This window comes from Aliivibrio sp. EL58 (assembly GCF_900312675.1).
GTDB lineage: Bacteria > Pseudomonadota > Gammaproteobacteria > Enterobacterales > Vibrionaceae > Aliivibrio.
Window position 1 is genome coordinate 198235 of the sequence record NZ_OMPC01000009.1, and the last position, 25363, is coordinate 223597.

At 38.9% G+C, this 25363-nt stretch carries 22 protein-coding genes and 2 pseudogenes; 5 read left to right on the forward strand and 19 right to left on the reverse strand.

Features of this window, described 5'->3' with window-relative positions:
• Positions 1-33 precede the first annotated feature (33 nt).
• From ED622_RS11655 to ED622_RS11700, 10 genes are all read right to left on the reverse strand, one after another.
• Positions 34-1155 (reverse strand): flagellar basal body P-ring protein FlgI, encoded by a 1122-nt coding sequence (locus ED622_RS11655; RefSeq protein WP_122034190.1) that lies wholly within the window; start codon positions 1153-1155, stop codon positions 34-36.
• 2 nt (positions 1156-1157) lie between these two features.
• Entirely contained in the window at positions 1158-1949 is a 792-nt protein-coding gene (gene flgH, locus ED622_RS11660; protein WP_122034192.1) for a flagellar basal body L-ring protein FlgH, read from the reverse strand.
• A 12-nt stretch (positions 1950-1961) separates the two neighbouring features.
• Complete coding sequence (gene flgG / locus ED622_RS11665; protein WP_122034194.1) at positions 1962-2750, reverse strand: flagellar basal-body rod protein FlgG; 789 nt, start codon at positions 2748-2750, stop codon at positions 1962-1964.
• 54 nt (positions 2751-2804) lie between these two features.
• A complete protein-coding gene (locus ED622_RS11670) occupies positions 2805-3554 on the reverse strand; it encodes a flagellar basal body rod protein FlgF (RefSeq protein WP_045102651.1) in 750 nt (249 codons plus the stop codon).
• Between the two features lie 213 nt (positions 3555-3767).
• A complete protein-coding gene (flgE, locus tag ED622_RS11675) occupies positions 3768-5066 on the reverse strand; it encodes a flagellar hook protein FlgE (RefSeq protein WP_122034196.1) in 1299 nt (432 codons plus the stop codon).
• Between the two features lie 164 nt (positions 5067-5230).
• The gene (gene flgD, locus ED622_RS11680; RefSeq protein ID WP_122034198.1) at positions 5231-5941 is read right to left on the reverse strand and encodes a flagellar hook assembly protein FlgD; all 711 of its coding nucleotides are present in this window, start codon (positions 5939-5941) and stop codon (positions 5231-5233) included.
• Positions 5942-5956: 15 nt separating this feature from the next.
• Positions 5957-6373, reverse strand: a complete 417-nt coding sequence (flgC, locus tag ED622_RS11685) for a flagellar basal body rod protein FlgC (protein ID WP_005420405.1) — start codon at positions 6371-6373, stop codon at positions 5957-5959.
• 2 nt (positions 6374-6375) lie between these two features.
• Positions 6376-6771, reverse strand: a complete 396-nt coding sequence (gene flgB, locus ED622_RS11690; RefSeq protein WP_065593831.1) for a flagellar basal body rod protein FlgB — start codon at positions 6769-6771, stop codon at positions 6376-6378.
• Positions 6772-6963: 192 nt separating this feature from the next.
• The gene (locus tag ED622_RS11695) at positions 6964-7791 is read right to left on the reverse strand and encodes a protein-glutamate O-methyltransferase CheR (protein ID WP_122036092.1); all 828 of its coding nucleotides are present in this window, start codon (positions 7789-7791) and stop codon (positions 6964-6966) included.
• Positions 7792-7877: 86 nt separating this feature from the next.
• Positions 7878-8798, reverse strand: a complete 921-nt coding sequence (locus ED622_RS11700; RefSeq protein ID WP_122034200.1) for a chemotaxis protein CheV — start codon at positions 8796-8798, stop codon at positions 7878-7880.
• A gap of 74 nt (positions 8799-8872) precedes the next feature.
• On the opposite strand from ED622_RS11700, the gene flgA reads away from it, so the two are divergent.
• The 3 genes from flgA (at position 8873) to ED622_RS11715 (ending at position 10624) form a co-directional block, all read left to right on the forward strand.
• Positions 8873-9619, forward strand: a complete 747-nt coding sequence (flgA, locus tag ED622_RS11705) for a flagellar basal body P-ring formation chaperone FlgA (RefSeq protein WP_162922512.1) — start codon at positions 8873-8875, stop codon at positions 9617-9619.
• 215 nt (positions 9620-9834) lie between these two features.
• A complete protein-coding gene (flgM, locus tag ED622_RS11710; RefSeq protein WP_122034204.1) occupies positions 9835-10146 on the forward strand; it encodes a flagellar biosynthesis anti-sigma factor FlgM in 312 nt (103 codons plus the stop codon).
• Between the two features lie 49 nt (positions 10147-10195).
• Complete coding sequence (locus ED622_RS11715; RefSeq protein WP_122034213.1) at positions 10196-10624, forward strand: flagella synthesis protein FlgN; 429 nt, start codon at positions 10196-10198, stop codon at positions 10622-10624.
• 376 nt (positions 10625-11000) lie between these two features.
• On the opposite strand, the gene ED622_RS11725 is transcribed toward ED622_RS11715, so the two are convergent.
• Positions 11001-11432 carry an LPP20 family lipoprotein gene (locus ED622_RS11725; RefSeq protein WP_122034215.1) on the reverse strand — a complete coding sequence of 144 codons (432 nt, stop codon included), beginning with the start codon at positions 11430-11432 and terminating at the stop codon, positions 11001-11003.
• 11 nt (positions 11433-11443) lie between these two features.
• Positions 11444-12079 carry a FlgO family outer membrane protein gene (locus ED622_RS11730; RefSeq protein WP_122034217.1) on the reverse strand — a complete coding sequence of 212 codons (636 nt, stop codon included), beginning with the start codon at positions 12077-12079 and terminating at the stop codon, positions 11444-11446.
• Positions 12080-12247: 168 nt separating this feature from the next.
• Between ED622_RS11730 and ED622_RS11735 the strand changes: the two genes are divergently transcribed.
• Both ED622_RS11735 and ED622_RS11740 read left to right on the forward strand, forming a co-directional pair.
• Positions 12248-13384 (forward strand): flagellar assembly protein FlgT, encoded by a 1137-nt coding sequence (locus tag ED622_RS11735; RefSeq protein ID WP_122034219.1) that lies wholly within the window; start codon positions 12248-12250, stop codon positions 13382-13384.
• A gap of 142 nt (positions 13385-13526) precedes the next feature.
• On the forward strand, positions 13527-15467 hold the full coding sequence (locus ED622_RS11740; RefSeq protein ID WP_122034221.1) for a diguanylate cyclase: 1941 nt from the start codon (positions 13527-13529) through the stop codon (positions 15465-15467).
• Between the two features lie 117 nt (positions 15468-15584).
• Here the strand turns inward: ED622_RS11740 and gltX are convergent, their stop codons facing one another.
• From gltX to zipA, 7 genes and pseudogenes are all read right to left on the reverse strand, one after another.
• The gene (gene gltX / locus ED622_RS11745) at positions 15585-17012 is read right to left on the reverse strand and encodes a glutamate--tRNA ligase (RefSeq protein ID WP_122034223.1); all 1428 of its coding nucleotides are present in this window, start codon (positions 17010-17012) and stop codon (positions 15585-15587) included.
• A 169-nt stretch (positions 17013-17181) separates the two neighbouring features.
• The gene (locus ED622_RS11750; RefSeq protein WP_122034225.1) at positions 17182-17973 is read right to left on the reverse strand and encodes a hypothetical protein; all 792 of its coding nucleotides are present in this window, start codon (positions 17971-17973) and stop codon (positions 17182-17184) included.
• A 299-nt stretch (positions 17974-18272) separates the two neighbouring features.
• Positions 18273-19209: pseudogene (locus ED622_RS11755) on the reverse strand (porin); the annotation flags it as partial.
• A gap of 396 nt (positions 19210-19605) precedes the next feature.
• Positions 19606-20403, reverse strand: a complete 798-nt coding sequence (locus ED622_RS11760; protein WP_122034229.1) for a hypothetical protein — start codon at positions 20401-20403, stop codon at positions 19606-19608.
• A gap of 298 nt (positions 20404-20701) precedes the next feature.
• Positions 20702-21641, reverse strand: a pseudogene (locus tag ED622_RS11765) (porin); the annotation flags it as partial.
• Between the two features lie 537 nt (positions 21642-22178).
• On the reverse strand, positions 22179-24185 hold the full coding sequence (ligA, locus tag ED622_RS11770; protein ID WP_122034233.1) for an NAD-dependent DNA ligase LigA: 2007 nt from the start codon (positions 24183-24185) through the stop codon (positions 22179-22181).
• A gap of 90 nt (positions 24186-24275) precedes the next feature.
• Complete coding sequence (gene zipA / locus ED622_RS11775) at positions 24276-25238, reverse strand: cell division protein ZipA (RefSeq protein WP_122034235.1); 963 nt, start codon at positions 25236-25238, stop codon at positions 24276-24278.
• Positions 25239-25363: the final 125 nt, after the last annotated feature.

The window sequence follows — 25363 nt, forward strand, 5'->3', positions numbered from 1 at the left end:
TCCTGTAATTATTTTTCTGTTTATCAAGGAACATTAAATAATGATCAATTGACCTTCAATTGCACCAGCTTGCTTCAATGCTTGTAGAATCGCCATCAAATCCGATGGTGCTGCACCTACTTCATTTACAGCTCGGACTAAATCATCAAGGGTTAGTCCCGGCTCAAACTTAAACATTTTGCCTTGCTCTTCTGTCACTTCAATATCAGAGTCAGGTACAACAACCGTTTGACCATCACTAAATGGACCCGGTTGGCTTACTTGTAAATTTTCTTTAATCGCAACCGTCATACCACCGTGAGTCACTGCGGCAGCTTTTAATTTCACGTGCTTACCGACAACAATAGTACCAGTACGAGAGTTAACAATAATTTTTGCAGAACCATCTGCTGGATCAAAATCAACATTCTCGACGGCTGATAAGAAAGCCACTCGTTGGCTGATATCACGAGGTGCACGCACACGAACAGAAGTTGCATCAACCGCTGACGCCATGTTTGGACCTAGGAAGTTGTTTACTGCATCAGCCATACGTTGAGCAGTAGTAAAATCAGACTCTAATAAATTAAAGGTGATGAAATCACCACGGCCAAATGGAGATGGGATCTCACGTTCAACCATTGCGCCACCAGAGATACGACCTACGGTTGGGTTATTACCAACAATTTTAGAACCGTCAGCCCCCGTAGCACTAAAGCCACTTACAATTAAGTTACCTTGTGCAATAGCGTAGGTCTTACCGTCCAGACCTTTCAGGAAGGTTTGTAGCAAAGTACCACCACGTAAGCTTTTTGCGGAACCTACAGAAGAAACCGTCACATCAACTACTTGACCTTGTTTTGAAAATGCAGGCAAGGTTGCGGTAACCATCACTGCCGCCACGTTTTTTGTTTTTGGCTTTGTACCTGGTGGTAATTGAATACCAAAGTTTTGCAGCATGGCATTAAAGCTTTGATCGGTAAATGGTGTTGATTCACCAGTACCTGGTAAGCCTGAAACCAAGCCATAACCAATTAATTGGTTACTACGAACCCCAGCAACTTCTGCCACGTCTTTAATACGTGCTGCTTGTGCTGTAGAGATACTTAGGCATAACCAAGTAAAGATTAAAGTAACTAGGCTTTTATTCACGTCAAAACTCCAACGATTCGTCATTATTATAGTGCTACATTAAAGAATCGTGCCAAGAATCCAGGTTCTTGCATATCTTGTTGATCACCCGTACCTGAATACTGGATACGTGCGTTTGAAATTCGGGTTGATGCAATGGTGTTATCAAAACTAATGTCATCAGGACGAATAGTGCCACTCAATCGGATATATTCATCCCCAGTATTAAGTGTTAGCCACTTCTCGCCACGGATCAATAAGTTACCGTTAGCTAAAACTTCTACTACTTCTACCGTGATCGAACCACTTAAACTGTTACTTTGGTTAGCTGAGGTGTTTCCGGTGAAGTTATTATCGTTAGATAGCTCGTAAGAGAAATTATATTGGCCACCCATCTGTAACTCTTGACCACCGACTTGCAATGGGTCCATGCTTGAATCATTTGATTTTGATAATTCAGCATCGGCACTTTTTGCCGCTTTGGTATTCTCAGCTAAAGTCACAGTAACAATGTCACCTAAACCACGAGGCTTGGTATCGTCATACATGTCTTGAGCATGATCCATATTGAACAATGAACCTGTTGCCGCAGCGTAATGCTCTGGTTTCTCTTTAGGATGAATAGGAGCCCAAGCTGGATCGCCTGAAATAGGATCATTACGACCACGAAGTGTATCAATAATGCCCCCTCCCTCTTCTTTCGCTTTATCACCTTCTACTGCATCAACATTGGTGGTAGCAGAAGTCACTTCGCTATCTTGTAAGTTCGGGTTTTGAACTAATAGCGCTTCACAACCGGTTAGAGTCGTTAGCATTAGTAAACAAAGAAGACGTTTCATCCTAATCACCAATTACAGTTGTTGGTTAACAAAGCTTGCCATTTTATCAACAGCAGAAATTACTTTTGAGTTCATTTCATAAACACGTTGTGCTTCGATCATGTTCACTAGCTCTTCAGTTACGTTTACGTTTGATGCTTCAAGCATAGATTGACGAATAGCACCTAAGCCTTCTAGACCAGGAACCCCTTCCTGTGGGTCACCACTAGCACCTGTTGGTAAGTAAAGGTTTTGACCTACAGGCTCTAAACCACCTGGGTTAATGAAATCAACCGTTGTGATTTGACCAATCACTTGGTTATCTTGTTGGCCACGTAGACGAACAGACACTTCACCATCCGTACCAACAGTTACATTAATTGCATCTTCAGGAACGATAATTTCAGGTTCTAAACGATAACCAGCACCTGTTGTTACGATTGCGCCTTCATCATTTAACGTAAATTGACCATTACGAGAATAACCAATGTTGCCATCAGGCATAGTCACTTGGAAAAAGCCTTTGCCTTCGATCATCATATCCATGCCGTTAGACGTGGTTTGAGCATTACCGTTAGTAAATACTTTTTGTGTTGCCACAACTTTAGAACCCGCACCTAGCATTAAGCCAGTTGGTAACTCTGTGTTTTGTGTTGACTGAGCACCGGCTTGGTTTACGTTTTGGTAAAACAGATCTTCAAATACGGCACGGCTCTTTTTAAAACCAACCGTTGAGGCATTCGCCAAGTTGTTTGAGATAGTCGCAATGTTAGTTTGCTGTGCGTCTAAGCCTGTTTTACTTACCCATAATGCTGGATTCATTGTGTATTCCTCTAAATTCTTTAATGTATTAAGTTAATCAAGTTAATTGTTCAATTAACCCATACGTAATAATGAGTCTGAAGCTTTATCCATCTCTTCAGCGGTACTCATCATCTTGACTTGCATTTCAAACTGACGCTGCAAATCAATTAAATTGGTCATCTCACCTACGGCATTAACGTTACTGCCTTCTAATGCACCTTTTAGTACGGTTACACCCGCGTCTGCTTGAAATGCATTATTAGGATTTTTCGAACGGAACAAACCATTCGTGTCTTTAAATAAATCGCGATTATCGGTACGAACTAATTTAATGCGGTCAACTTCTGCCATCGCTTCAGCTGGAGCACCTTGCTCAAGAACAGAGATAGTGCCGTCCTTTGCAATTTGAATCTTTGAGATCGGAAGCGGCAACGTAATTGGCGCGTCATTCTCACCTAATACTAGGTGGCCGCTGCCATTCATTAATAAACCTGTCTCATCTATTTTTAGATTACCAGCACGAGTCAAACCTTCACGACCGGTGTTGTCCATCACTGAAATCCAGCCATCGCCTTCAATTGTTAAATCTAAATCACGGCCAGTTGTAATTACTGAACCTTGAGAAAAGCTACTTCCTGGACGCTCTGTCATATTGAACACACGAGTAGGCAAACCTTCACCATACGCTTGCATTGAACGTGCTTGCTCTAAATCAGCACGGAAACCCGTTGTACTTACGTTGGCAAGGTTGTTTGAACGCAGCTGCATAGCTTGCATGTTTTGCTTTGCGCCACTCATGGCTAAAAATAATGCGCGATCCATAATGAACTCCAATAATCTATCTGAAGTTATAATAGCAATGAGTGTGCCAAGTTTTTTTAATGTTTCATATCAAAAGGTTAGAAGTGTAACAGTGAAGAAAAAGAAGAGGCATGGTACCGGGGAGGAAAAAGATTGAAACCAAGAGGCAACAATTCTGGGTAAAAAATTGCCGTCAATGTCGACGGCAATTTGATAAATAGATACTCGTTTAAATTAACGAATTTGTAGGATATTTTGTTGCAGTTGGTTATGTACATCCAATGAACGAGAGTTCGCTTGGAAGTTACGTTGTGCAGAAATCAAATCAACCAACTCTTGAGTCATATCGATGTTTGATTGCTCTAACGTACCACTTTGAATATCACCAAATGAACCTTGGTTTGCTTCACCCCAAATTGCAGCTCCAGATGCTTGTGTCGTTGACCATTGAGTGCCACCGTTTTGAGCAAGGCCTTGTTGGTTAGTTACACGAACCATTGCTACGCGACCTAATGTCACATCTTTACCATTTGAATAAGAACCAACAATGTTACCACTCTTATCAATATCTACTTTTGATAAGTAACCTGTTGTTGCGCCATCTTCACTGAAACGACGCATTTCAAACGGTGCTGAGAACTGCGTTGGGTTATCAAACTTCATCGTTAATGTCTGAGAAGGATCAGCACCATTTAAGTTTAAACCATTCTCACCTAGCGTTGTTGTTGCAACCGGTTGACCAGCATTGATACTTTGAGTTGTACCATCATTATTAAATATAATCGAATGACCAGTTTGACCTGCCGCATTTGTCGCATCACCTGCATTGATATTTACGGGTTTTTCACCATCAATATCTGTTGATGAGTAGAACACATTCCAGCGGTTTGGTTGCGTTGCATCTTTCACATAATAAGTGGTCATTTTATATGGTTGACCTAATGAATCGTACGTCGTTACCGATGTCGACTTATTATAAGTATCAGGATCGTTCATATCAAAAAGAGCAGGATCTTTTGGTACTTCAGTCGCAGGCAAGTTCATGCCAATCTCAACGTTTTCTGTTGGTTTTGGTTTACCAAATTGGTCTGGGATCTTCAGTGCTTTTGGCTCATAAGAAGATACATTGCCTGACTCAGGATCAACTTCGTAACCTAATAAGAATTCATCATTTGATGTAGTTACATAGTTTTCATTATCTAAGTGAAATGCACCGTTACGGCTTAATTCATTCGTTGCTGGCTGTAGGCGATCTTTTGCTACCGCAAAGAAACCTTGACCAGAAATACGTAAATCCATTGGGTTGTTAGTATAAATACTTGAGCCTTCATGGAATTGCTGAGCAATTTTCGTTGTTTGTGCACCACCACCTGTTGTGGTTTTAGCATTTGAAAACAACGATGATGAATAAACATCACCAAACTCTGCACGAGACTCTTTAAAACCAAACGTATTGGCATTCGCCAAGTTGTTTGATGTTGTGTTTAGATCTTTTTGAGCAGCGGCTAGACCACTTAATGCTACGTATGACATTTGATATCTCCTATCTAGCTACGCTGATGATTTCCAATTCCATTAACGATCACAGTCAATTGGGAATGTTAAAGGAATTGGCATAGCTCTATGTTTTAATGAATTTGTTACAGTAAATGGGAGTATTCAGGCAGCGATAAACTGCTGCACTGAATATTCGCCTTTTATGCCTTACCTACTTCTAGCACTTCTGCCAGTTTCATAGGTGAAGCAAAACCAGCAAGATTAAGCAGAACATTGCCATCGCCTTTGCCTAGAAGAACACTATTTACGTTAGCGTATGTTGATACACCAAACTCTTTGTTTTCTCCATCAAGCACACCAGCAGCTTTGATATTATAGCTACCAGCAGGCATTACATTGCCTTTTTCATCCTTGCCGTCCCACTCAACACGAGTATCGCCAGCAGGTTTAGCGCCCACATTCAAAGTACGAATTAATTGGCCTTGCTCGTTTTCAACACGAACCATTAGGTTATTAATTGCCTGTGGCAATTTAACCATTGCCGCCATACTTTTATCTGCTTCTTTTAGCCCTTTAGCGCCAGGTACTAGAACATCACGGCCAACAAGCGATGATGCTTGTAATGCTTGGTTAGATGTCATTGATGAATTCAAGCTATCAAACTGTGTATTCATCTTGCCAATACCATCAACGGTTGCAAATGATGCCATTTGCGCAATCATTTGATCGTTTTCAACCGGCTTAAACGGGTCTTGCTGAGACAACTGTTTGGTTAATAATGAAAGGAAGTCTTCTTGCTTCAGTTCATTTTTGCCACCAGTAGCCTTTTCAGGCTTATTTGCCTCTTGAAGACTTTTAAGCTGGTCGATGTAGGACAAGCCGTTTTGACCAACGTTATTGATTCCAGTCATAGCTACCTCCTATCCTTATTGACCCATTCGCAGAGTACTCTGCAACATTTGTTTACTCGCATCTGCTACTTGAACATTCGTTTGGTATGAACGAGAAGCAGAAATCATGTTTGCCATTTCTTCCATCACATTAACGTTTGGCTTAAAAATATAGCCATCGTCATTTGCCATAGGGTGATCAGGATTATATTCAGCACGTAATGGTTTTTGGCTTTCAACAATACCAAGAACTTTTACAGGAACTGTATGATCTTGTTTGTATTTTGCTTTACTCAATTCCGCACCAAAGACAGCTTGGCGAGCCTTATAAGTTTCAGCAGCAGAGCTACTTACACTGTCAGCATTTGCCATGTTACTTGAAGTGGTGTTAAGACGAACTGACTCTGCACTCATCGCAGAACCTGTAACGTTAAAAACATTAAATAAGCTCATCTCTATTCCCCTTTAATTGCTTTGGTTAGGTTTTTGAATTTGCTACCTAAAAATTCCAATGATGCTTGATGACGAAGTTGGTTTTGCATAAATAAATTACGCTCCAAATCCACATCTACCGTATTGCCATCTCCCGTATCAGGTTGAGTTGGTACGCGGTATTGAATTTCCCCTGCCACTCGTGTTGAGGCATTGATGTGCCGACCATCTGTACGGCTAAGACCCATGCTTGCCTTAGATGTTGCCGACTGCATTGCTTTTTGAAAGTCCATTCCTTTTGCTTTATAGCCTGGAGTATTCGCTTGAGCGATGTTCGTCGCTAGCATTTCAGCACGTTCAGAGCGAACTCCAACCGTATACTGGTGAATACCTAGTGCATTATCAAAAGAAATTGCCATTTCAAACCCTCCACAAGAACTGACTAGCAGTATATATATTTCATATTGCAACCTGTATGCCAACTTTTCAATTCACAGAACAGATTGACGATACTACTTGCATAAAATTAGCAATATTTATGCCGACTCTAAATAACAAGCACAAAAAAAGCGACCTAAGCCGCCTTTTGTATACTAATTAATCAATTTTAATTATTTTAGCTTATAAATGATACCTGGATTACAACGAACCATTTCAAACTTATCAGTTAAACCGGTTAGTGATTCAGAAGCACCCAGTAGTAAATATCCGCCGGGGTTAAGACTTGCCGCCATCTGATTTAACACTTTGGCTTTCATATCTGGTGAAAAGTAAATCAATACATTACGGCAAAAAATGATATCGAACTTGCCTAATAAGCTGTAGCTATCCATCAAGTTTTGCGGACGGAAGTTAACCATACGTTTAATTTTATCATTAATCTTCATTTTGCCATCACCAGCATCTTCAAAGAACGCACGACGACGCTCAGGAGACAGTCCTCGGCTTAATGCTAAATTATCATAAACACCGGCTTTACATGTATCTAGCATTGTCGGTGAAATGTCCGTTCCAGTAATACTAATATTTGGAAGAAAACCAGGCTTACGCGCTTGGATTTCTGAAATAATCATCCCCATAGAATACGCTTCTTGACCTGATGAACTTGCCGCAGACCAAATTTTAAGAGGTCGACGGTTTGCCGCTAACTCCGGCAATAATTTTTCAGATAAAACGGTAAATGGGTAGCCGTCTCTAAACCATAGCGTTTCATTGGTTGTCATCGCATCAACCGCGGCAACACGTAATTCACGGTTACGACCAGAAATTACTTGTTTTAATAGATCAGATAATGAAGCTAATGAAAACTTAGCAACTAAAGGACTCAGTCGACTTCTTACTAAATATTGCTTACTGTCACCAAGGACAATGCCACATTGAGATTCAAGAAAACGGCTAAAATCACGATACTCTTGTTCGTTGATAGTTATAGTTGTCATTAACGATTTTACTTCCAAATAAAAATGAATTGCCATGTCTTACCAAAGCCATGGCTAATATATTAACTTATTGTAAAAAGCGGGAGTTACTTTTCTACCGCTCTCTTAACTGCAGCACCCAATTCATCTGGGTTAAACTTTGCAATAAACTGATTTGCACCTACACGCTCAACCATTGCTTGGTTAAATACACCACTTAAAGAAGTATGCAATATAACATGTAAGTCTTTTAATGCTGGTTCACGACGAATTTCTGCTGTTAATGTATAACCATCCATTTCTGGCATTTCAACATCAGAGATTACTAGGCCAATTTGCTCATAAATACTGCCTTCATTAGCCATATCAACGAGTTTATCTAGTGCTTCTTTACCATCTTTTACCATGATAGTTTCAAAACCGATAGATTGTACTGCACGTTGAACTTGCTTACGAGCAACACTTGAATCATCTGCAATCAGTACTTTTCGCACAATTTCAGGGCTGATTGCTGCCATTTCTTCAACCAATGTTTCATTCATGGTTTCATCAATAGGCGCAATTTCCGCTAAGATTTTTTCTACATCCAAAATTTCAACGAGTTCATCGTCAATATTTGTCACAGCAGTTAAATAGTTTGCACGTCCAGTACCTTGAGGCGGCGGTAAAATCGCCTCCCAATGCATATTAACAATACGCTCAACAGATTTAACTAAAAAACCTTGAATAGTACGGTTAAATTCCGAAATAATAATAAAGCATTTATCTATTTCTGTGGTCGGACGACCGCCAGTAGCAAGGCTTAAATCAATTACCGAGATCGTTTGGCCACGAATATGAGCTACGCCTTTTACTAAAGGATTCAAATTAGGCATTGAAGTCAATCTCGGACACTGTAATACTTCTTTTACCTTAAATACGTTAATACCATAACGTTGGCGTCCCATAAGACGAAAAGTAAGTAATTCTAAACGGTTCTGCCCTACAAGTTGTGTGCGCTGATTCACCGAATCCAGTATGCCTGTCATATGTGACTCCATCTTGTGCCATTATAAATGAATCGCGAGCCTAACATAAACCTATTAAGAACACGATATACCACATGGCATTTTATATTAAAATTATGATGATAATAGAAAAACATAGTATGAATATCACCATTTATCGACTTATAAGCGTTATCGGCATATTTATAAGTTTCTTTAGCTTGAATGTCCATGCTGCCACAGATGAGCAATTAAAGGCAATTAAACAGGCAGCAGAATCATTTATTGAACAGAAAATTGATACACCAAAAAATGGAACCTTACAAGTGGAAGCTGTGCGTATTGATAGCCGTATTTATGCGACTGATTGCCCAACCCCACTAACCACCACCTTGCCAGGAAAGCTCAATACTAGCGGAAATACTTCTGTACTTGTTGAATGCCCAACTGATAATTGGAAAGTGTATGTTCCTGTAAAATCAGAACTTATGATGCCTTTAGCTACCGCTGTAACCTCGTTATCAAAAGGACATACAATCTCGAATAGAGATATAACACTGACCTTAGTTACGAGTCGAGTCTACCGCAGAGGTGGGTATGTTAATGTAAACGACCTTATTGGTTCTCGTATTAAACGCAGTGTCAGGGCCGGTAATGTTGTTGAAAAAAACGATATCTGCATGGTATGCCGTAATGACAGCGTTATAATTAAGGCAGTAAAAGGAGAATTAAGTATCATCACAAAAGGAACCGCTTTAGGTGATGGTGCGCTTGGTGATAAGGTCAATGTGAAAAATGATAAATCCAACCGTATAGTCAGTGGGATAGTAACTAATGTAGGTGTGATTAGTATTCGCTTCTAATAATACCGAATTTAGACCAATCAAAATTATTTTTTCTAAACTATCCCTGTTTACTGCCGATATGATTTTTGTGGCACTAATTATGCTTATATTATCCACAGTTTAAAAATAATGAAAAAAGCGTCAAAAAATTTCATTATTTACTTAAGTTATTTTTTTGACAGCCGATAGATAGATTAAGAGAATGTATTAACCGGCTAAAAAGGCTTGAATATATGACAAGTATTGACCAACTACGTGCTAGCCAAGCTATGGCGACATTACGTAATCAAGCTCGTGTTGATTCTGGTGATAAGTCACCTGCAAGTTCAACACCTGCTATGTCTGCGAAAATGGATGCCGTTTCTTTGAGTAATCAAGGTAAAGAAATTGGCCAAATGCACCAACAATTAGCAACAGAACCTTCGTTTAACGAAGATAAAGTTGCTGCAATTAAAGCAGCTATCGCAAATGGCTCTTACTCTGTTGATCCTGAGCGCCTAGCAGACAACATGATTAAATTTGAAGATGAATTAGCCGGCCTATAATCTTAGGCTGGTGATTTTTCTCATCATATCTATTTAATAAAGAGACACTATGGCTCAAACATTAACTGAATTATTAGATCTACAGCGTAGCGTTGCCCTCTCTCTTTCGACTGTTCTTAGTCGTGAGAAGGTTGCTATCGCCAGTAGAAAACCGGCTGAAATGGAAAGCGTTGCACATGATAAACTTGGCTTGCTAAACCAACTACGCCAATATGACCAGTTATTAGGTAGCCACGCAGAAAGACAGCTTCTTTCTGAAGATAGTGCATTAACAGAAAAAGTCACTGAAATAAAATCTATTATTCATGATTGCAAAGAAGAAAACGCCGTTAACGGTGAAGCACTTCAACGCGCACAACTTAGTTTTAATAAACTAAATAACCTGATGCAACAAAGTCGTGGTAAAAATGGCATGACTTACACCGCTGAAGGTCAAACTCGTAATATCACGACATTAGGTACTAACGTAAAAGCCTAATCTCCCCAACGCCAAAAAATCTTAAGTATCGATAATTTCTATCGATATACGGCACAGTGCTATCTGAACTTTTGTCTTTGTCTAAATATCTAGCCCCTGCCATTCCTATTTCTTACTCCCCCCCGCCTAAACTCTAGGCCTAGCTCTATCTATCCTTACTGTCCTCTAAACTCTAATTTCTGCTCTACCCATTTCTTACTCGTCCCTAACATCTAGTCCCTTTTACTCTTTCTCTTTCTCTTTCTCTTTCTCTTTCTCTTTCTCTTTCTCTTTCTCTGCTCAATAAAAAAGCCCCCGGAGCTAAAAACACCAAGGGCAAATATGTTGAATGAGAGTGTATTAATAAACGGTTATTAAATAACAGTCTATCCGCTATTTAGAACAGCGTGGTTTTTCTTTGTGTTGATGGTACGTCGTAAACCTGGCCTTGGTTTTTCATTCGTTCCATTTTTTTCAAATCTAATTTCAATTCAGTTACGTAGCTGTCACCAACTGGGTAAGTCCTCACGACTTCAGCTCCGCGAATGATACCATCAACACCAGCACTAGTTGTTTCTTCTCCTAGCTGTTGATCGTTCATTTCAACTTTACCGCTAATACGCATGCCATAAACTTGCTCAGCCAATTCTCTATAAGCGTCAACTTTTGAAGCGCGCATTGCTCGAATTCTCTGCTCATCTATATTTTTTCCGGCTTGCTCGCTAATACTGGCATAACCAACAGCATTTAGATGATCATCTTGTCGCATTGTTCCAAGAGGCTGACAACCGACTAGAACAAGTAGTGCTAATAGAAACCAATGTTTCATCGCAATTCTCCTTATGGACGTAGAATAATAGTATTACGCTCTGCTTTTTTCACATCAGAACGAATAAGAACACCATCTTCCATACGCATAGTATTTAAGGTATCTAAATCACGGCCAATTCGATCCGCAGGTAGGAAACCTTGTGCCGATGCCACAACAACTCGTGTTTGCATACCAATAACACGAGCATTAACTAACACACCACCATCTTGACGAAGCATGGTACCTGTTAATACATAATCAACTTGCTGCTCTTGTACTAACTCTTTCCAGTCTCGACTAAAGGCAAAATCACCTTGTTGAGTTACTCGAATGTTACCTGTCGTTTTATAGTCAATAACTTTAAAGCCACGACGTTGCAGCTGAAAGATAAACCCTTCAGTAACAGAGTTGCCTAACCAGTTTGTTTGATCCATTTGCTGTAAATCAACAAAAGACGTAATCGCAATTGGAGAACGTGCCGACAATGTCGTGTTCGATGTAACCAACTGCTCTGTTAAACTTTCAATAAAGTAATCCATTGTGTGTCGAGGAGTGTCCGCCAACATAAATGGGCTGCCATTATAAGGTTCTTTACCATTATAAATTGGTGAGTAAGCGCATGCACTAACCACCATTGACAGCAAAATTACAACTAATACTCTCATTCTATTATCTCCAGATAATGTTTTAATGTACTTACTCGCTTGATTTAAGCGTCAAATTTAAACTAGGAACAAAAATTGCAGTAGTTTATGAAACGCAATTTGTAAGTACTTTTATCAATCAACAAATAATAGTTAGCAAATTTCATACCCATTTGGCAGACAGCAGCAATGAAAAGAATATTTTTTTTACTTACATCATTATTAACAATAAGTTACGCACCATCAGCAAGTGCTGAATGGTTTGAGGTAACAGGGTCAGCGAGTGTGCTTACCAGTAAAAATGCGGCAAGATCTCATGCACTAGAAGATGCCGCTTACCAAGCTATGTTATTTTCAGGGGCTGACATTAGCCGCTTAAAAGATCTTAAAACCTTTTTAGAAAATGATGAAAAGCGTTATCAATTCAGCGGCAGTGAAATTCGCAGTATTGAAGTAGTAAAAGAGAAAAAGAAAAACGGCAAACTGTATCTTACTGCCCGTATTGATATCTATCCTTCGGCAAACAGTTGCCATATTGGTCAATACAAAAAAACCGTCATGACCAGTGAGATCACCATCGACTCTCCTCAACAAGCTGTCATGGGTAAAGTGTACAAAATGGGTGAAAGCCTTAGTACCGTATTTTCTCGTCAGCTAGATAAAGAGTCACAAAGTTTTATCTCTGTAGGAACGTCTCATTTGCGTATTGATAAACGCCAACCTGAAGTCGTTAAAATGATTGCAGAAGATCATGGTGCTCAATATATTTTCTCTGGAAACATCACAGATTTAAGTGCAACTATCGAACAAAACTTACTGCTGAAAGATACCATTAATCGTCAATTTGCTATTGAAGTTGCTGTACTGGATGGTAAAACAGGCCAAACTGTTTATAACAATAATTATCGTGAAGTGGCTCAGTGGGACTTCCCAAAAACCAGTGAAGTGGACACTCAAAGTGCTCGTTTCTGGACATCCGCTTATGGCGAGATGGTATTGCGAGTTAATCGCGATATGATGCTTGACTTAGAAAACCAATTTGCTTGTAAAATCACTCTTCCGCAAGTTGTTAGTATTCATAACAACCGTATCACGATGGATCTTGGTCGTATTCATGGAGTTAAAAAAGGCGATAAACTGGATTTATGGCACACTGGATCTTTCATTGATCAAAGTGGCTTACCTCGAAATAAGGTGGCCAAAACAAATATAACACTTACCGTTGATCGTGTTTATGAGCAGAATTCAGAACTAACTATTGATCAGCCTCAACTCATTAATAGTGTTCAAATTGGCGATGTAATGCATAAAACTGTCATTCAATAAAAATAGATGTAGATCATTAATATCTAAGAGAAACTATCAATGAAGGTAGTTTCTCTTTTTTTTATGAGCCTTGCCCTCGTTTTCCTTCTCCTCTTACGATACCCTTTACTAATAATTAGAATACTATACTTATTGAGTCATCATGCTAGGACACTTTCGACTACTTGTCGGCGCTTTTTTGCTACTGATCAGTACTTATCTATCCGCAGCTTCGGTTATGGAGGATGAGGAGTGGCAACAAAAATATCATCACAATAGGGTTTCTTCCCCAGAAAAAGCACTCGCTATGCTGCAAAGGGCCTATGACACTATAGACCCTAGTGCTGAACGTATCTATATCGCAAGTCGTATCCATGGCTTTGTTACCCGACGCGGTAATAATTATCGTCATAAAACGTCTAATAAAAGCCTAACCCCCTACGAACAAGTCGAATACTTTTCATTAATGGCAATGGATCATGATGATAGAGGGGAATACCAGAAAGTAATAGAATCAATAGAAGCCGCACTACACATTTCGAAATCACTGCATGACCCTGAATTGGATGCCGTATTATCTATTCAGCAATGCCGACTTAATTTAGATTTAGGTAATTATTATGTAGCTGAGTTTTATTGCCAATCAATCATTAAATATCTTGAAAAAACAAGCAGCCATTATATTGATAAAAAGTGGCTGTATCGCTTACTTGCAATGAGTTACCAAGGCAGCAGTAACTATGAAGCCGCATTACTAGCAAATGAGGAAGCACTTCGTCACAGCAAACCTTATGACATAAATGACACGACTTACTCAAACATTAGTCATTTATTGCTTAGTATGGGTCGATTACATAGCGCTAAAGAATTCGCTCAAAAAGCATTAGCCCTTCGTATTCAAAGAAACATCCCACAGAAAATAGCTCAGGCAAATATATTACTAGCGAGAATTCATCTTCAGTTATCACAATATGATGACGCTGAAATTCTTGCTCGCACTGCAATTGAAAACTTAAAAGAGTCAAATAACAGCTATACACGCAATATAGCCTACTTTACTCTTGGTTCTATTCTGCACAAAAAAGGCTTTCATGATGAGGCCATTGAATACTTATTGATTACATTGAATTCACAAGAAAAAGAATCAAATTCGATTTTTGTAATAAATACCTATCAAGTGCTTAGTCAGATTTATTTGCAGTATAAAAATCCAAACAAAGCGATTGAATACATTTTAATTGCCATTTCTAAATCAGAGACCTCACAAAGCCTTCAAGAACTCTCTGATTCTCTTTTGATATTGACTGATGTATATGAGTTTACTCAACAATATCAATTAGCTCTCAGCACACAAAAAAAACATCAAGCAGCAAAAAATAAAATTCATGCTCAAGATACAGCCAAGGCTTACGCTGCATTAAAGCTGAGAAATACTGTAATTCAAACGGAAAGAGAACTCATTGAAAGTCTTAAAGAGCAACAAGAACAGCAAAAAGAGCTCATTACCTCTCAACGCAATCGTGTTTATTCTCAGGTAATTATTATCGTTCTGGTTGTTTTTCTTATTTTCATTCTTCGCTCTCGCCAGAAACTAAATACATTGGCCTGTAAGGATGTACTCACAGGAGCAAACAGCAGACATCATATGTTTGAACTAATAAGAAAACGCCTTAGTGGATACCACCAACATACCGCTCTTGTTATGCTTGATATTGATAATTTTAAACAATTGAATGATAAATATGGCCACCCAAATGGTGATCTGGGCTTGAAGCATTTATATAAAACACTTGAAAGAGTAATACCGCTGCCACATCAGATTGGACGCGTTGGTGGAGAAGAATTTCTTCTGTTACTTCAAGAGGAAGGGAAAGATCACTGCCTCACCCTTATTGAGCAAGCTCGTCAAGCACTAGAGAGCTCAAGTTTTGATACGCTTGATGGGAAAAAGCTCTCTATTACAGCAAGTTTTTCTTGGATATACCTAGATAAAAATATGGATAATATTGATCAACTTTATTTCATCTTAGATGAAGGGCTATATCAAGCTAAGCAGAACGGTAAAAACTGTATCGTTAATGCGTTAGAAGACGAGATCACCTAACCCTCTTCTAATACCAACCGTAGTAAATTACTATCTAAAGTAATATTAAACTGGTATTAAAAAAGCCGCTGAATAATCACTTATTCAGCGGCCCTTGTATTTCATAATGACTAGATATTACTGAGCGTTAGCTTCACGTTCAGCAATAAATGCTAATGCCATCTTGATACGAGCAACAACACGCTCTTTACCAATGAATTGCATTACCGCGTCAACAGATGGAGATTGACCACCACCAGTAACAGCTACACGTAAAGGCATACCAATCTTGCCCATACCAATTTCAAGCTCTGCACATACTTCTTCAATCACATTGTGAAGGTTTTCAGTTGTCCACTCTTCTAGAGCTTCAACTTTAGTAAGAGCAAGCTCTAGTGGGCCTTTAGCAACGCCACGTAGGTGTTTCTTCGCTGCACCCGCTTCGAACTCTTCAAAATCTTGGTAGAAGTAGCGAGATTGCTCTGCTAATTCGATTAGCGTATTACAACGCTCACCAACTAAAGTGATTACATCAGTAATTGCTGGACCATTTTCAAGAGAGATCTCTTTTTGATCTAGGTGCCATTGTAGGTATTTTGCTACGTACTCAGGTTCTGATGTTTTAATGTAATGGTTGTTTAACCATAGAAGCTTATCAGTATTGAAAGCTGATGCTGATTTGCTTACTGCATTTAAACTAAATAAGTTAATCATCTCTTCTTGAGAGAAGATCTCTTGATCACCATGAGACCAACCTAAACGAACTAGGTAGTTGTTTAGTGCATTTGGTAGATAACCTTCATCACGGTACTGCATAACAGAAACAGCGCCATGACGCTTAGACAGTTTTGCACCATCATCACCTAAGATCATTGCACAGTGTGCAAACATTGGTACTGGAGCACCTAATGCTTCATAGATGTTAATTTGACGAGGTGTGTTGTTGATATGATCTTCACCACGGATAACTTGAGTAATACCCATATCCCAGTCATCAACCACAACTACGAAGTTGTATGTTGGTGCGCCATCAGTACGACGGATAATCAAATCATCTAATTGGCTGTTTGAGATTTCGATACGACCACGGATCTGATCATCAAATACTACCGAGCCTTCTTTAGGGTTACGGAAGCGGATAACGCACGCATCACCTTCTTTTGCTGCAGCATTAGCGGCAACAATTTTAGGATGGTTTGCGTCATAGCGAGCCATCTCTTTGTTTTCTTCTTGCTCTGCACGAATTTCATCAAGCAGATCTTTTGATGCGTAGCATTTGTATGCTTTATCTTCTGCAAGCAGTTGATCTACAACTTCGTTGTAACGGTCAAAACGCTTAGATTGGTAATAAGGACCTTCATCCCATTCCATACCCATCCATTGCATACCTTCTAGGATCGCATCAACCGCTTCCTGAGAGTTACGCTCAAGGTCAGTATCTTCGATACGAAGAACAAATTCGCCGCCTTGGTTTTTAGCAAAAAGCCATGAGTAAAGTGCAGTACGTGCACCACCAACGTGAAGGTAGCCTGTTGGGCTTGGAGCAAAACGAGTTTTAACCGTCATTGTTATTACCTTTTGAAGAGGTTGCGCTGAATCTGTCAGCACCACATAATTTATGCGCTATTTTAGCACCATAAGGTAAATCTACAATGGGAAAGAGGGAGAGTACCTAATTTAAAAAATAGAAAAAGTGGTGAAGTAACTCACTTAACCACTTTTAAAATTCAAAAAATTATTTATTTAATAACCAAGTTAAGATTTGAGCTTTATCTTCTGTTGAAGCTTTCTCATACCAGTAACTCAACATCTCTAACGATTTAGACGAGGTAGTTAATTTACTGTTTACCGTTTTACGGTTAGCAAAAGCCCACTCAGTGAATTGCTCTTGCTCAGCAGCTGTCGCTTCATCAAACCAATATTTAGTCATTTCGACTGGTTTAGACTGTTCTGTTATTACAGCTACAGAGGCTATAGGTTCTTTAATTGTTTCAACTGTAGAGTTCGCTTCTTTTTCATTAAGAATTGCTTGAAAATATCCAGAAGGAATAGAAAAAGACAACTGTGACATATTATTTGTTGTACTAACGACGTAAGTTAAGCCACTTTGTGCTGATTGCTTAATTTCTTGATTATTAATAGGGAATGTAAAGTATTGTGTCGCAGTACAATGCTCAGAGCAGGTCTCTGTTGATGGTGAATATGCACTAATACCACGTTTTTCGCCATTGATACTCACAGAGCTGTATTCATAGTTAGCTTTAAAATAACTTAATTCAACAGCTACATATGACTCAGGAATCACTTTATTTGATGTCGGATAATTTGCAGTCACTTGCGATGTATTTCTCAACGCATTAGCACCTACACTCTCACTTTCAATTGGGTTAATACTCTTTGCTTCTATAGAAATATAATTTAGCTTTCGAGATGTTTCTTTAATCGCATCACTAAAGTCATCATCACTTGCTAATGTGGTACACCCACTAAGTAATACAATGCTTAGTCCTAAAATTCTTTTATACATCTTATTACACCTTAAATTTTAAATGCTCTTAAAGTAAAAAGCGCTAACAACATGATTGCCAGCGCTTTTAAAGTTAGCTAAGTCACAACTTTCTTAGAAGCCGTACTCTAAACCGATACGTGTAACGATATCAGTATCTTCTACACCAGAATCTTTATCAGTAGAAGTACGAGCAGCTACACGAAGGTAAGGAACAAAACCATTATGCGAAGCCATTAACTGCGCCGAAATAGTATCGCTTGCTTCTGTTTGATTTAAATTCATAGCAGATGCTGATGTTGTTGTTCCAGATAGATCAGCTTCTAAGTTAGCTGAATAACCAATTTTCAATCCAATTGGGCCATTCCAGTATTGACCAACAACAGAGAATGAATCTTGTGTATATTGACGAGAACCATTATCTAACTCTTCGCCTTTATAGGCAGCAGCTAAACCAAAACCAGCAGGAAGACTTGCCTCAAAACCAACGATGTAAGCAAAAGTATCATCTTCAAAACCAGCAACAGCTGCAGTACAATCTGGAGTAGCAGGAGCATCAGGGTCAAACGCACAAGATTCAGCAGTCGCCGCAGTTATACGAGTTCCAGACTCAACACCACCCATGAATGTGATTTTTTCGAAGCTGTATTTTGCACTTGCGCCAACAAAGTTAGAATCACGAGTCGCAGCACCGCCGCCGTTAGCATTATCATCACGGCCAACAGAAGCTGCAAATGAGAATCCACCAAACTTAGGAGAATCGTAACGCACTTGGTTTGATTGACGATCGTAGTGACTATTGATACCGCCCCAATCGAATACAGAACCTAGGCCAGGGTTAGAGAAAGGCCAGTCAACGATTTCGTATAGTGGTGTAAGAACACGACCAACACGTACATTACCCCAATCACCAGATGCACCTACGAATGTATCACGGAAACCTAGCACACCACCAGATACCCCACCGTGACCCCAGTCAGTACTATCTACATAACCAGATTCGATTTGCATTGTAATCAATACGTTTTCGAACATTTCTTTATGAGCACGGAAACCAATACGAGATTCGTTTTCAACAACATAACCAGAGCTAGCATCTCTGTTATCTGTTGTATTGTAGTTTACTACAGAGATAGCAGCCACACCGTAAACATCAACATTAAAGTCAGAGTTAATACCAACTTCTTTAGCTGTAACACCAGTTGCAACTAATGCAATTGCTGCACCTAAAAGTGTTTTTTTGAACATAGTCATAATTCCTTCATTTAACTAATATAAGTAATACATGGATATTTAAGTTGGTCGCCGAAATGAACCATGCACTAGATTTGTTGTCTGGAGCAGACTATGACAATGTTTTTTCACAAAGAAAATATAGTTATGTTTTTTGAGTGACGAACTTCAAAACTCAGAATTTATAAAAAAACATAAGACATAAAAATCAACAACTTAGCAAAAGCACATAATAAGATTCACTGATTAAAAATAAAACAAAAGAGATCGAAATCTCAAAAAAAGCACACGCAACACTAAAATACCAGAACTTAGATCACATCATTTTTAGTAGTAATTAGAACTATTTATTTTAATTTAAAAAAAAGTGCGAACTAAGTCGCACTTGATATTTTACGCAAATTAATAAACTATTGAAAACTATGCTCGATTCAATAACCAAGTCAAAATCTGAGCTTTATCTTCTGTAGAGGATTTCTCATACCAATAACTCAACATCTCTAATGATTTAGAATCAGAGTTTAATTGTACGCTAATTGATTTTCTATTTATGAACGCCCACTCAGTAAATTGCTCTTGCTCTGCAGCTGTCGCTTCATCAAACCAATATTTGGTCATTTCTACTGGTTTCGTATCTGCTGATTTTATTTCTGCAACTGGTTGTTGCGTAATTACTACTGGTACATTTTGCAATTGAAGTGCTTTTTCATCTAACACAGCTTGGAAATAACCAGCAGGAATCATGAAAGATAATTTAGACTGTTCATTTTTTGTTTTAACTACGTAAGTTAAACCATTCTTTGCAGCTGATGAGATATCATCATTATCTATAGGAAAAGTAAAATACTGCGTTGCTGTACAATGCTCAGAACAAGACTCTGTTGAAGGCGAATATGCTGTTATTTCTATTTCAGTGCCATTAAATAGTACAGAGCTGTACTCATAACTTGATTTGAAATAACTCAACTCTACAGCAACATAAGATTCTGGAGGTTCTTTTTTTGATATAGGGTAGTTTGCAGTCAATTGTGACGTATTGCGTAATGCATTAGCCCCGATATTTCTATTTTCAATTGGTGTTATGCTCTGTGCTTCTATCGAAATATAATTAGACTTTCGTGTTACCTCATTAATAGCATCTGTAAACTCATCATCACTTGATAATGTAGAGCACCCACTAAGTAATACAGCGCTTAGTCCTAAAATTCTTTTATACATCTTATACACCTTAAATTTTAAATGCTCTTAAAATAAAAAGCGCTGGCAACATAATTGCCAGCGCTTTTAAAGTTAGCTAAGTAACCACTTTCTTAGAAGCCGTACTCTAAACCTACGCGAGTTACAATATCTGTATCTTCTACACCAGAATCTTTATCTGTAAAAGTACGACCAGCAACACGAAGATAAGGAACAAAACCATTATGAACAGCCATTAACTGCGCCGAAATAGTATTACTTTCTTCTGTTTGATTTAAATTCATCGCTGATGCTGATGTTGTTGTGCCAGATAAATCAGCTTTTAGATTAGCTGCATAGCCTAACTTAAAACCAATTGGGCCATTCCAGTATTGACCTATTACAGAGTAAGAGTCTTGAGTATATTTACGAGCACCATTATCTAACTCCTCCCCCTTATACGCTGCGGCAATACCAAAACCAGCAGGTAAACTTGCTTCAAAACCTACTATGTATGCAAAAGTATCATCATCATAGCCAGCAACTGCATCTGTACAATCTGGTGTAGCAGGAGCATCAGGATCAAACACACAAGATTTATCTGTACCTGCTGTTACACGAGTGCCTGACTCAACACCACCCATAAATGTAATTTTTTCGAAGCTATATTTTGCATTAGCTCCAAAGAAGCTTGCGTCACGAGTAGCTGCACCACCACCGTTAGCATTATCATCTCGTCCTGCAGATGCTGCAAATGAGAAACCACCAAACTTAGGTGAATCATAACGTACTTGGTTTGATTGACGATCGTAGTGACTATTAATACCACCCCAATCAAATACAGAACCTAAACCAGGGTTAGAGAAAGGCCAGTCAACAATTTCATATAATGGTGTTAAGACACGACCAACACGTACATTACCCCAATCGCCAGATGCACCGATAAATGTATCGCGGAAACCTAACACACCACCTGACACACCACCATGTGACCAATCAGTACTATCAACATAACCCGATTCAATCTGCATCGTAATTAAAACGTTTTCGAACATCTCTTTATGGGCACGGAAACCAATACGAGATTCATTTTCTACTACATAACCTGAACTTTTATCATTATTGTCTGTTGTGTTGTAGTTAACCGTAGAGATTGCTGCAACACCATACACTTCAACATTAAAGTCAGAGTTAACACCTACTTCTTTTGCTGTTACACCTGAAGATGCTAAGGCAACAGCAGCACCTAACAATGTTGTTTTAAAAAATTTGTTTTCCATGGAATAAAGCTCCTAAAAATGGATATAGCTGTGTTCGTTATTTACTGGCTTTAAGTTGGCCGCCGAAAGCAATAAATAACTCTCCTAATTCACACAATTTTTAAATAAGAAAAGGAAAATTTAAAAATTGTAATTACCTTATATTTTTTCCTGCATACACGCTGTGCATCCATGAAATAAATACTAAACCGATCAAAAAAAACATAAAACAAAAACTTAATTTTCTATAAAAAAAATATGAGCGAGCGCAAACTTCTTTCGCGTTAGTGATTAAGATCAAATTAAACAGATCAATAATCATCAAAAAACATCTTTTAAAGCTAAAACAGCAGGTTATAAATATAAAAAAAGCCTCAATGCGATGCAGGTCTCATTATATTGTAAATAGTAGACCACTCTGTATCTGTTCCTTTAGGGTTGAATAAATAGAGTATTGTTAACTATCAAAACCACTACCTATAAATTAAAAGATGAATTTCAAGCATAAAAAAAGGAGCTCTAAGCTCCTTCTTTATTTAATTAATGACTGTGTAATTGTTAATTTAGTAATTCAATTAACTGCTCTTCATTCATTATTTCAACGCCAAGCTCTTCCGCTTTGGTTAATTTCGATCCAGCGGCTTCGCCAGCAAAAAGGATATCGGTCTTTTTAGATACACTACCGGTTACCTTAGCTCCTAATTCTTGCAATGCAGCTTTGGCTTCATTACGTTTAAGTTTATGTAGTGTCCCTGTAAGCACTACTACTTTACCAGCTAATGGTTGTGGTACAGATTCATCAAGCGCTTTAATTGCAGGCCAGTGAATACCCATCACTTGCAAATCTTCGATAACTGCTTGGTTATGAGGTTCAGCAAAGAAATTTAAAACGTGTTTAGCAACGATATCACCAACATCACTTACTTCGATTAATTGCTCAAGTGTCGCTGCTTGAACCGCTTCTAATGTTGAGAAATGCAAAGCTAAGTTTGCTGCAGTAGCTTCACCCACTTCTCTGATACCTAAAGAATATAAAAATCGAGGTAAGGTTGTTGCTTTAGCTTTGTTTAATGCATCAACCACATTTTGAGCTGATTTAGGCCCCATACGCTCTAGTACAGTTAATATTCCGGCTGAAAGCTTAAATAAATCAGCAGGGGTTTCTACCATTTCTTTATCAACTAGCTGTTCGACGACCTTGTCACCTAAACCATCGACATCAAGCGCTTTACGAGAGACAAAATGCTTTAGTGCTTCTTTACGTTGAGCTGGACAGACTAAACCAGCTCCACAACGAGTGACTACTTCGCCTTCCACTCTTTCAAGCTTAGAATCACAGGCTGGGCAGGTTGTAGGATAAATAATGGCTTTACTGTCTTCTGGACGACGAGCTTCAACAACTGAAACAATTTGTGGGATCACATCACCTGCACGACGAATAATCACAGTATCGCCAATATGAACGCCTAAACGTGCAATTTCATCGGCATTATGCAGTGTGGCATTACTTACGGTGACACCACCCACAAATACAGGTTCAAGTTTCGCGACAGGAGTAATAGCTCCAGTACGTCCAACTTGGAACTCAACATCATTAAGAACCGTCAGTTCTTCTTGTGCTGGAAACTTATAAGCAATCGCCCAGCGAGGAGCTCTAGCTACAAAGCCTAGTTGTTCTTGAAGTTCAATATCATCAACTTTAATCACCACGCCGTCGATTTCGTATTTCAATGCATCTCGACGCTCAAGAATGTCTTTATAGTAGGCTTTTACTTCTGCTAAAGAGCCGCATTGCTTGGTCTCTTCACACATAGGTAAGCCCCAGCCTTTAAGCTGAACAAAACGCTGATAATGACTTGCCTCTAATTCACCACCATCAATCACACCAACGCTATAAGCATAAAAACTCAGTGGACGTGTTGCTGTGATCTTAGAATCTAATTGACGTAAACTGCCTGCTGCGGCATTTCGTGGGTTAGCGAATGGTTTTTCACCGCGCTTTAACGCTCGCTCATTTAAAGCATCAAAACCCGCTTTTGGCATAAAGACTTCACCACGCACTTCTAATCGTGTTGGCCAACCTTCACCTTGCAGTGTTAATGGAATGCAACGAATCGTTCTTACGTTTTCAGTAATATTCTCCCCCGTTGAACCATCACCACGAGTTCCTGCTTGTACTAATTTACCATTTACATAGAGTAGACTAACCGCAAGACCATCCAACTTAGGCTCACAACAGAATAGAGAAACAGATTTAGCAATAAGACGATCGTTCATTCTTTTTTCAAAGGCTTCTAACTCTTCGTCACTGAACGCATTATCAAGAGAAAGCATTGGGATCTCATGCTGAACTTGAGTAAAACCATCCAACGCTTCACCACCCACACGTTGGCTAGGTGAGTCAACGCTCACTAACTCTGGATGTTCAGACTCTATAGATAGCAATTGTTGCATCATTCGGTCATATTCTGCATCAGGTAGCTCAGGGCTATCTTCTACATAATAACGATAAGCGTGGTAATTCAGTTGTTGTTTTAGCTCATCTAAGGTCTGTTCAATACTCATGATTCATCAACTTCTTGTTCTGTTTTCTAAAAATAAAAAAAAGGCTCAAAAAGAGCCTTTCTCATTAATACTAATTCTATAGTAGATAATCTATTTACGGCAAAAAACTTTCGCTCTTCCCTTATATTCATCTATTTTATTTGGTGTCAGCATGGCTCTTTTTTCATCGAGAACATTACCACCAAGCTCTGAGCTTACTAACTGAGCCGTCTGTAACATCAGTTTAAAGTTATGTTCAGCATCACCAAAACAAGGTAATGGTAAGAAGAATGAAATACCTGGTGTTGAAAACTCTTCACCTTCTGGGACTTGAAAATGCCCTGGCGAAACCATATTCGCAGTACTAAATAATACTTTTCCAGATCCAGAGAGATCCGAATGGCGATGATAGATCCCCATATCACCAAACACTAATCCATTTTGCTCAAGACTATTGAACAAACGATTTCCGTTAAAGCGTTCTGTTCCCATACCATGGACATTAATTACAATAACGTCTTCTTCCGGCTCAGGCTCAGATTCTGGCTCTGGTTTTGTTTCTATAATCGGCGCAACCACCGGCTCTTCTACTATTATTGGTTTTTCAATATGTAGCTCTGGCTGAGGCTGTTTTTCTTGAACGATAGCGGTATCATCAATTGCCGAAAAGGAGATCATTGGCTCTTCTTCGATGATTATTTCTTCTTTTACCGGTATCTCATTAACTACTGCCTCCTGTCTTTCAACAGGCTGCTCTTTAATCACTGCAATAGGCTCTTCAACCGTATTGTCTTTATGCTCAAAATCAAAAAGAGGATCCTTTGAAAAAGCCGGTTCTTCGCGTGTAAATGCAGGCTCTTTTCTTTCTTTTGGCGTATTAGCCTCTTCTTTTGCTTGATCAAAACCACGCATAGGAGCGACTTCTTCTTCATCAATGTCTGAATCAAAATCGATGTCTACTTTTTTCCCAAATTTTGAGTTTGTTTCTTTTCGACTTGTCCATAAGCCATGAAACAATAACGCCGCAATGGCCAATGCCCCAACAAGTATCAACACTAATCGCAATTCTTGCATCGCTAACTCTCTGCTCTTCTGCTTTATTGAACTCCCCTCTTTTATCGATAAAAAGAAAGAAGCTAACTTTAACTACTATATTAAAGTAGTTTAACTAATCACGTTAATCTACCACTACTTCTTGA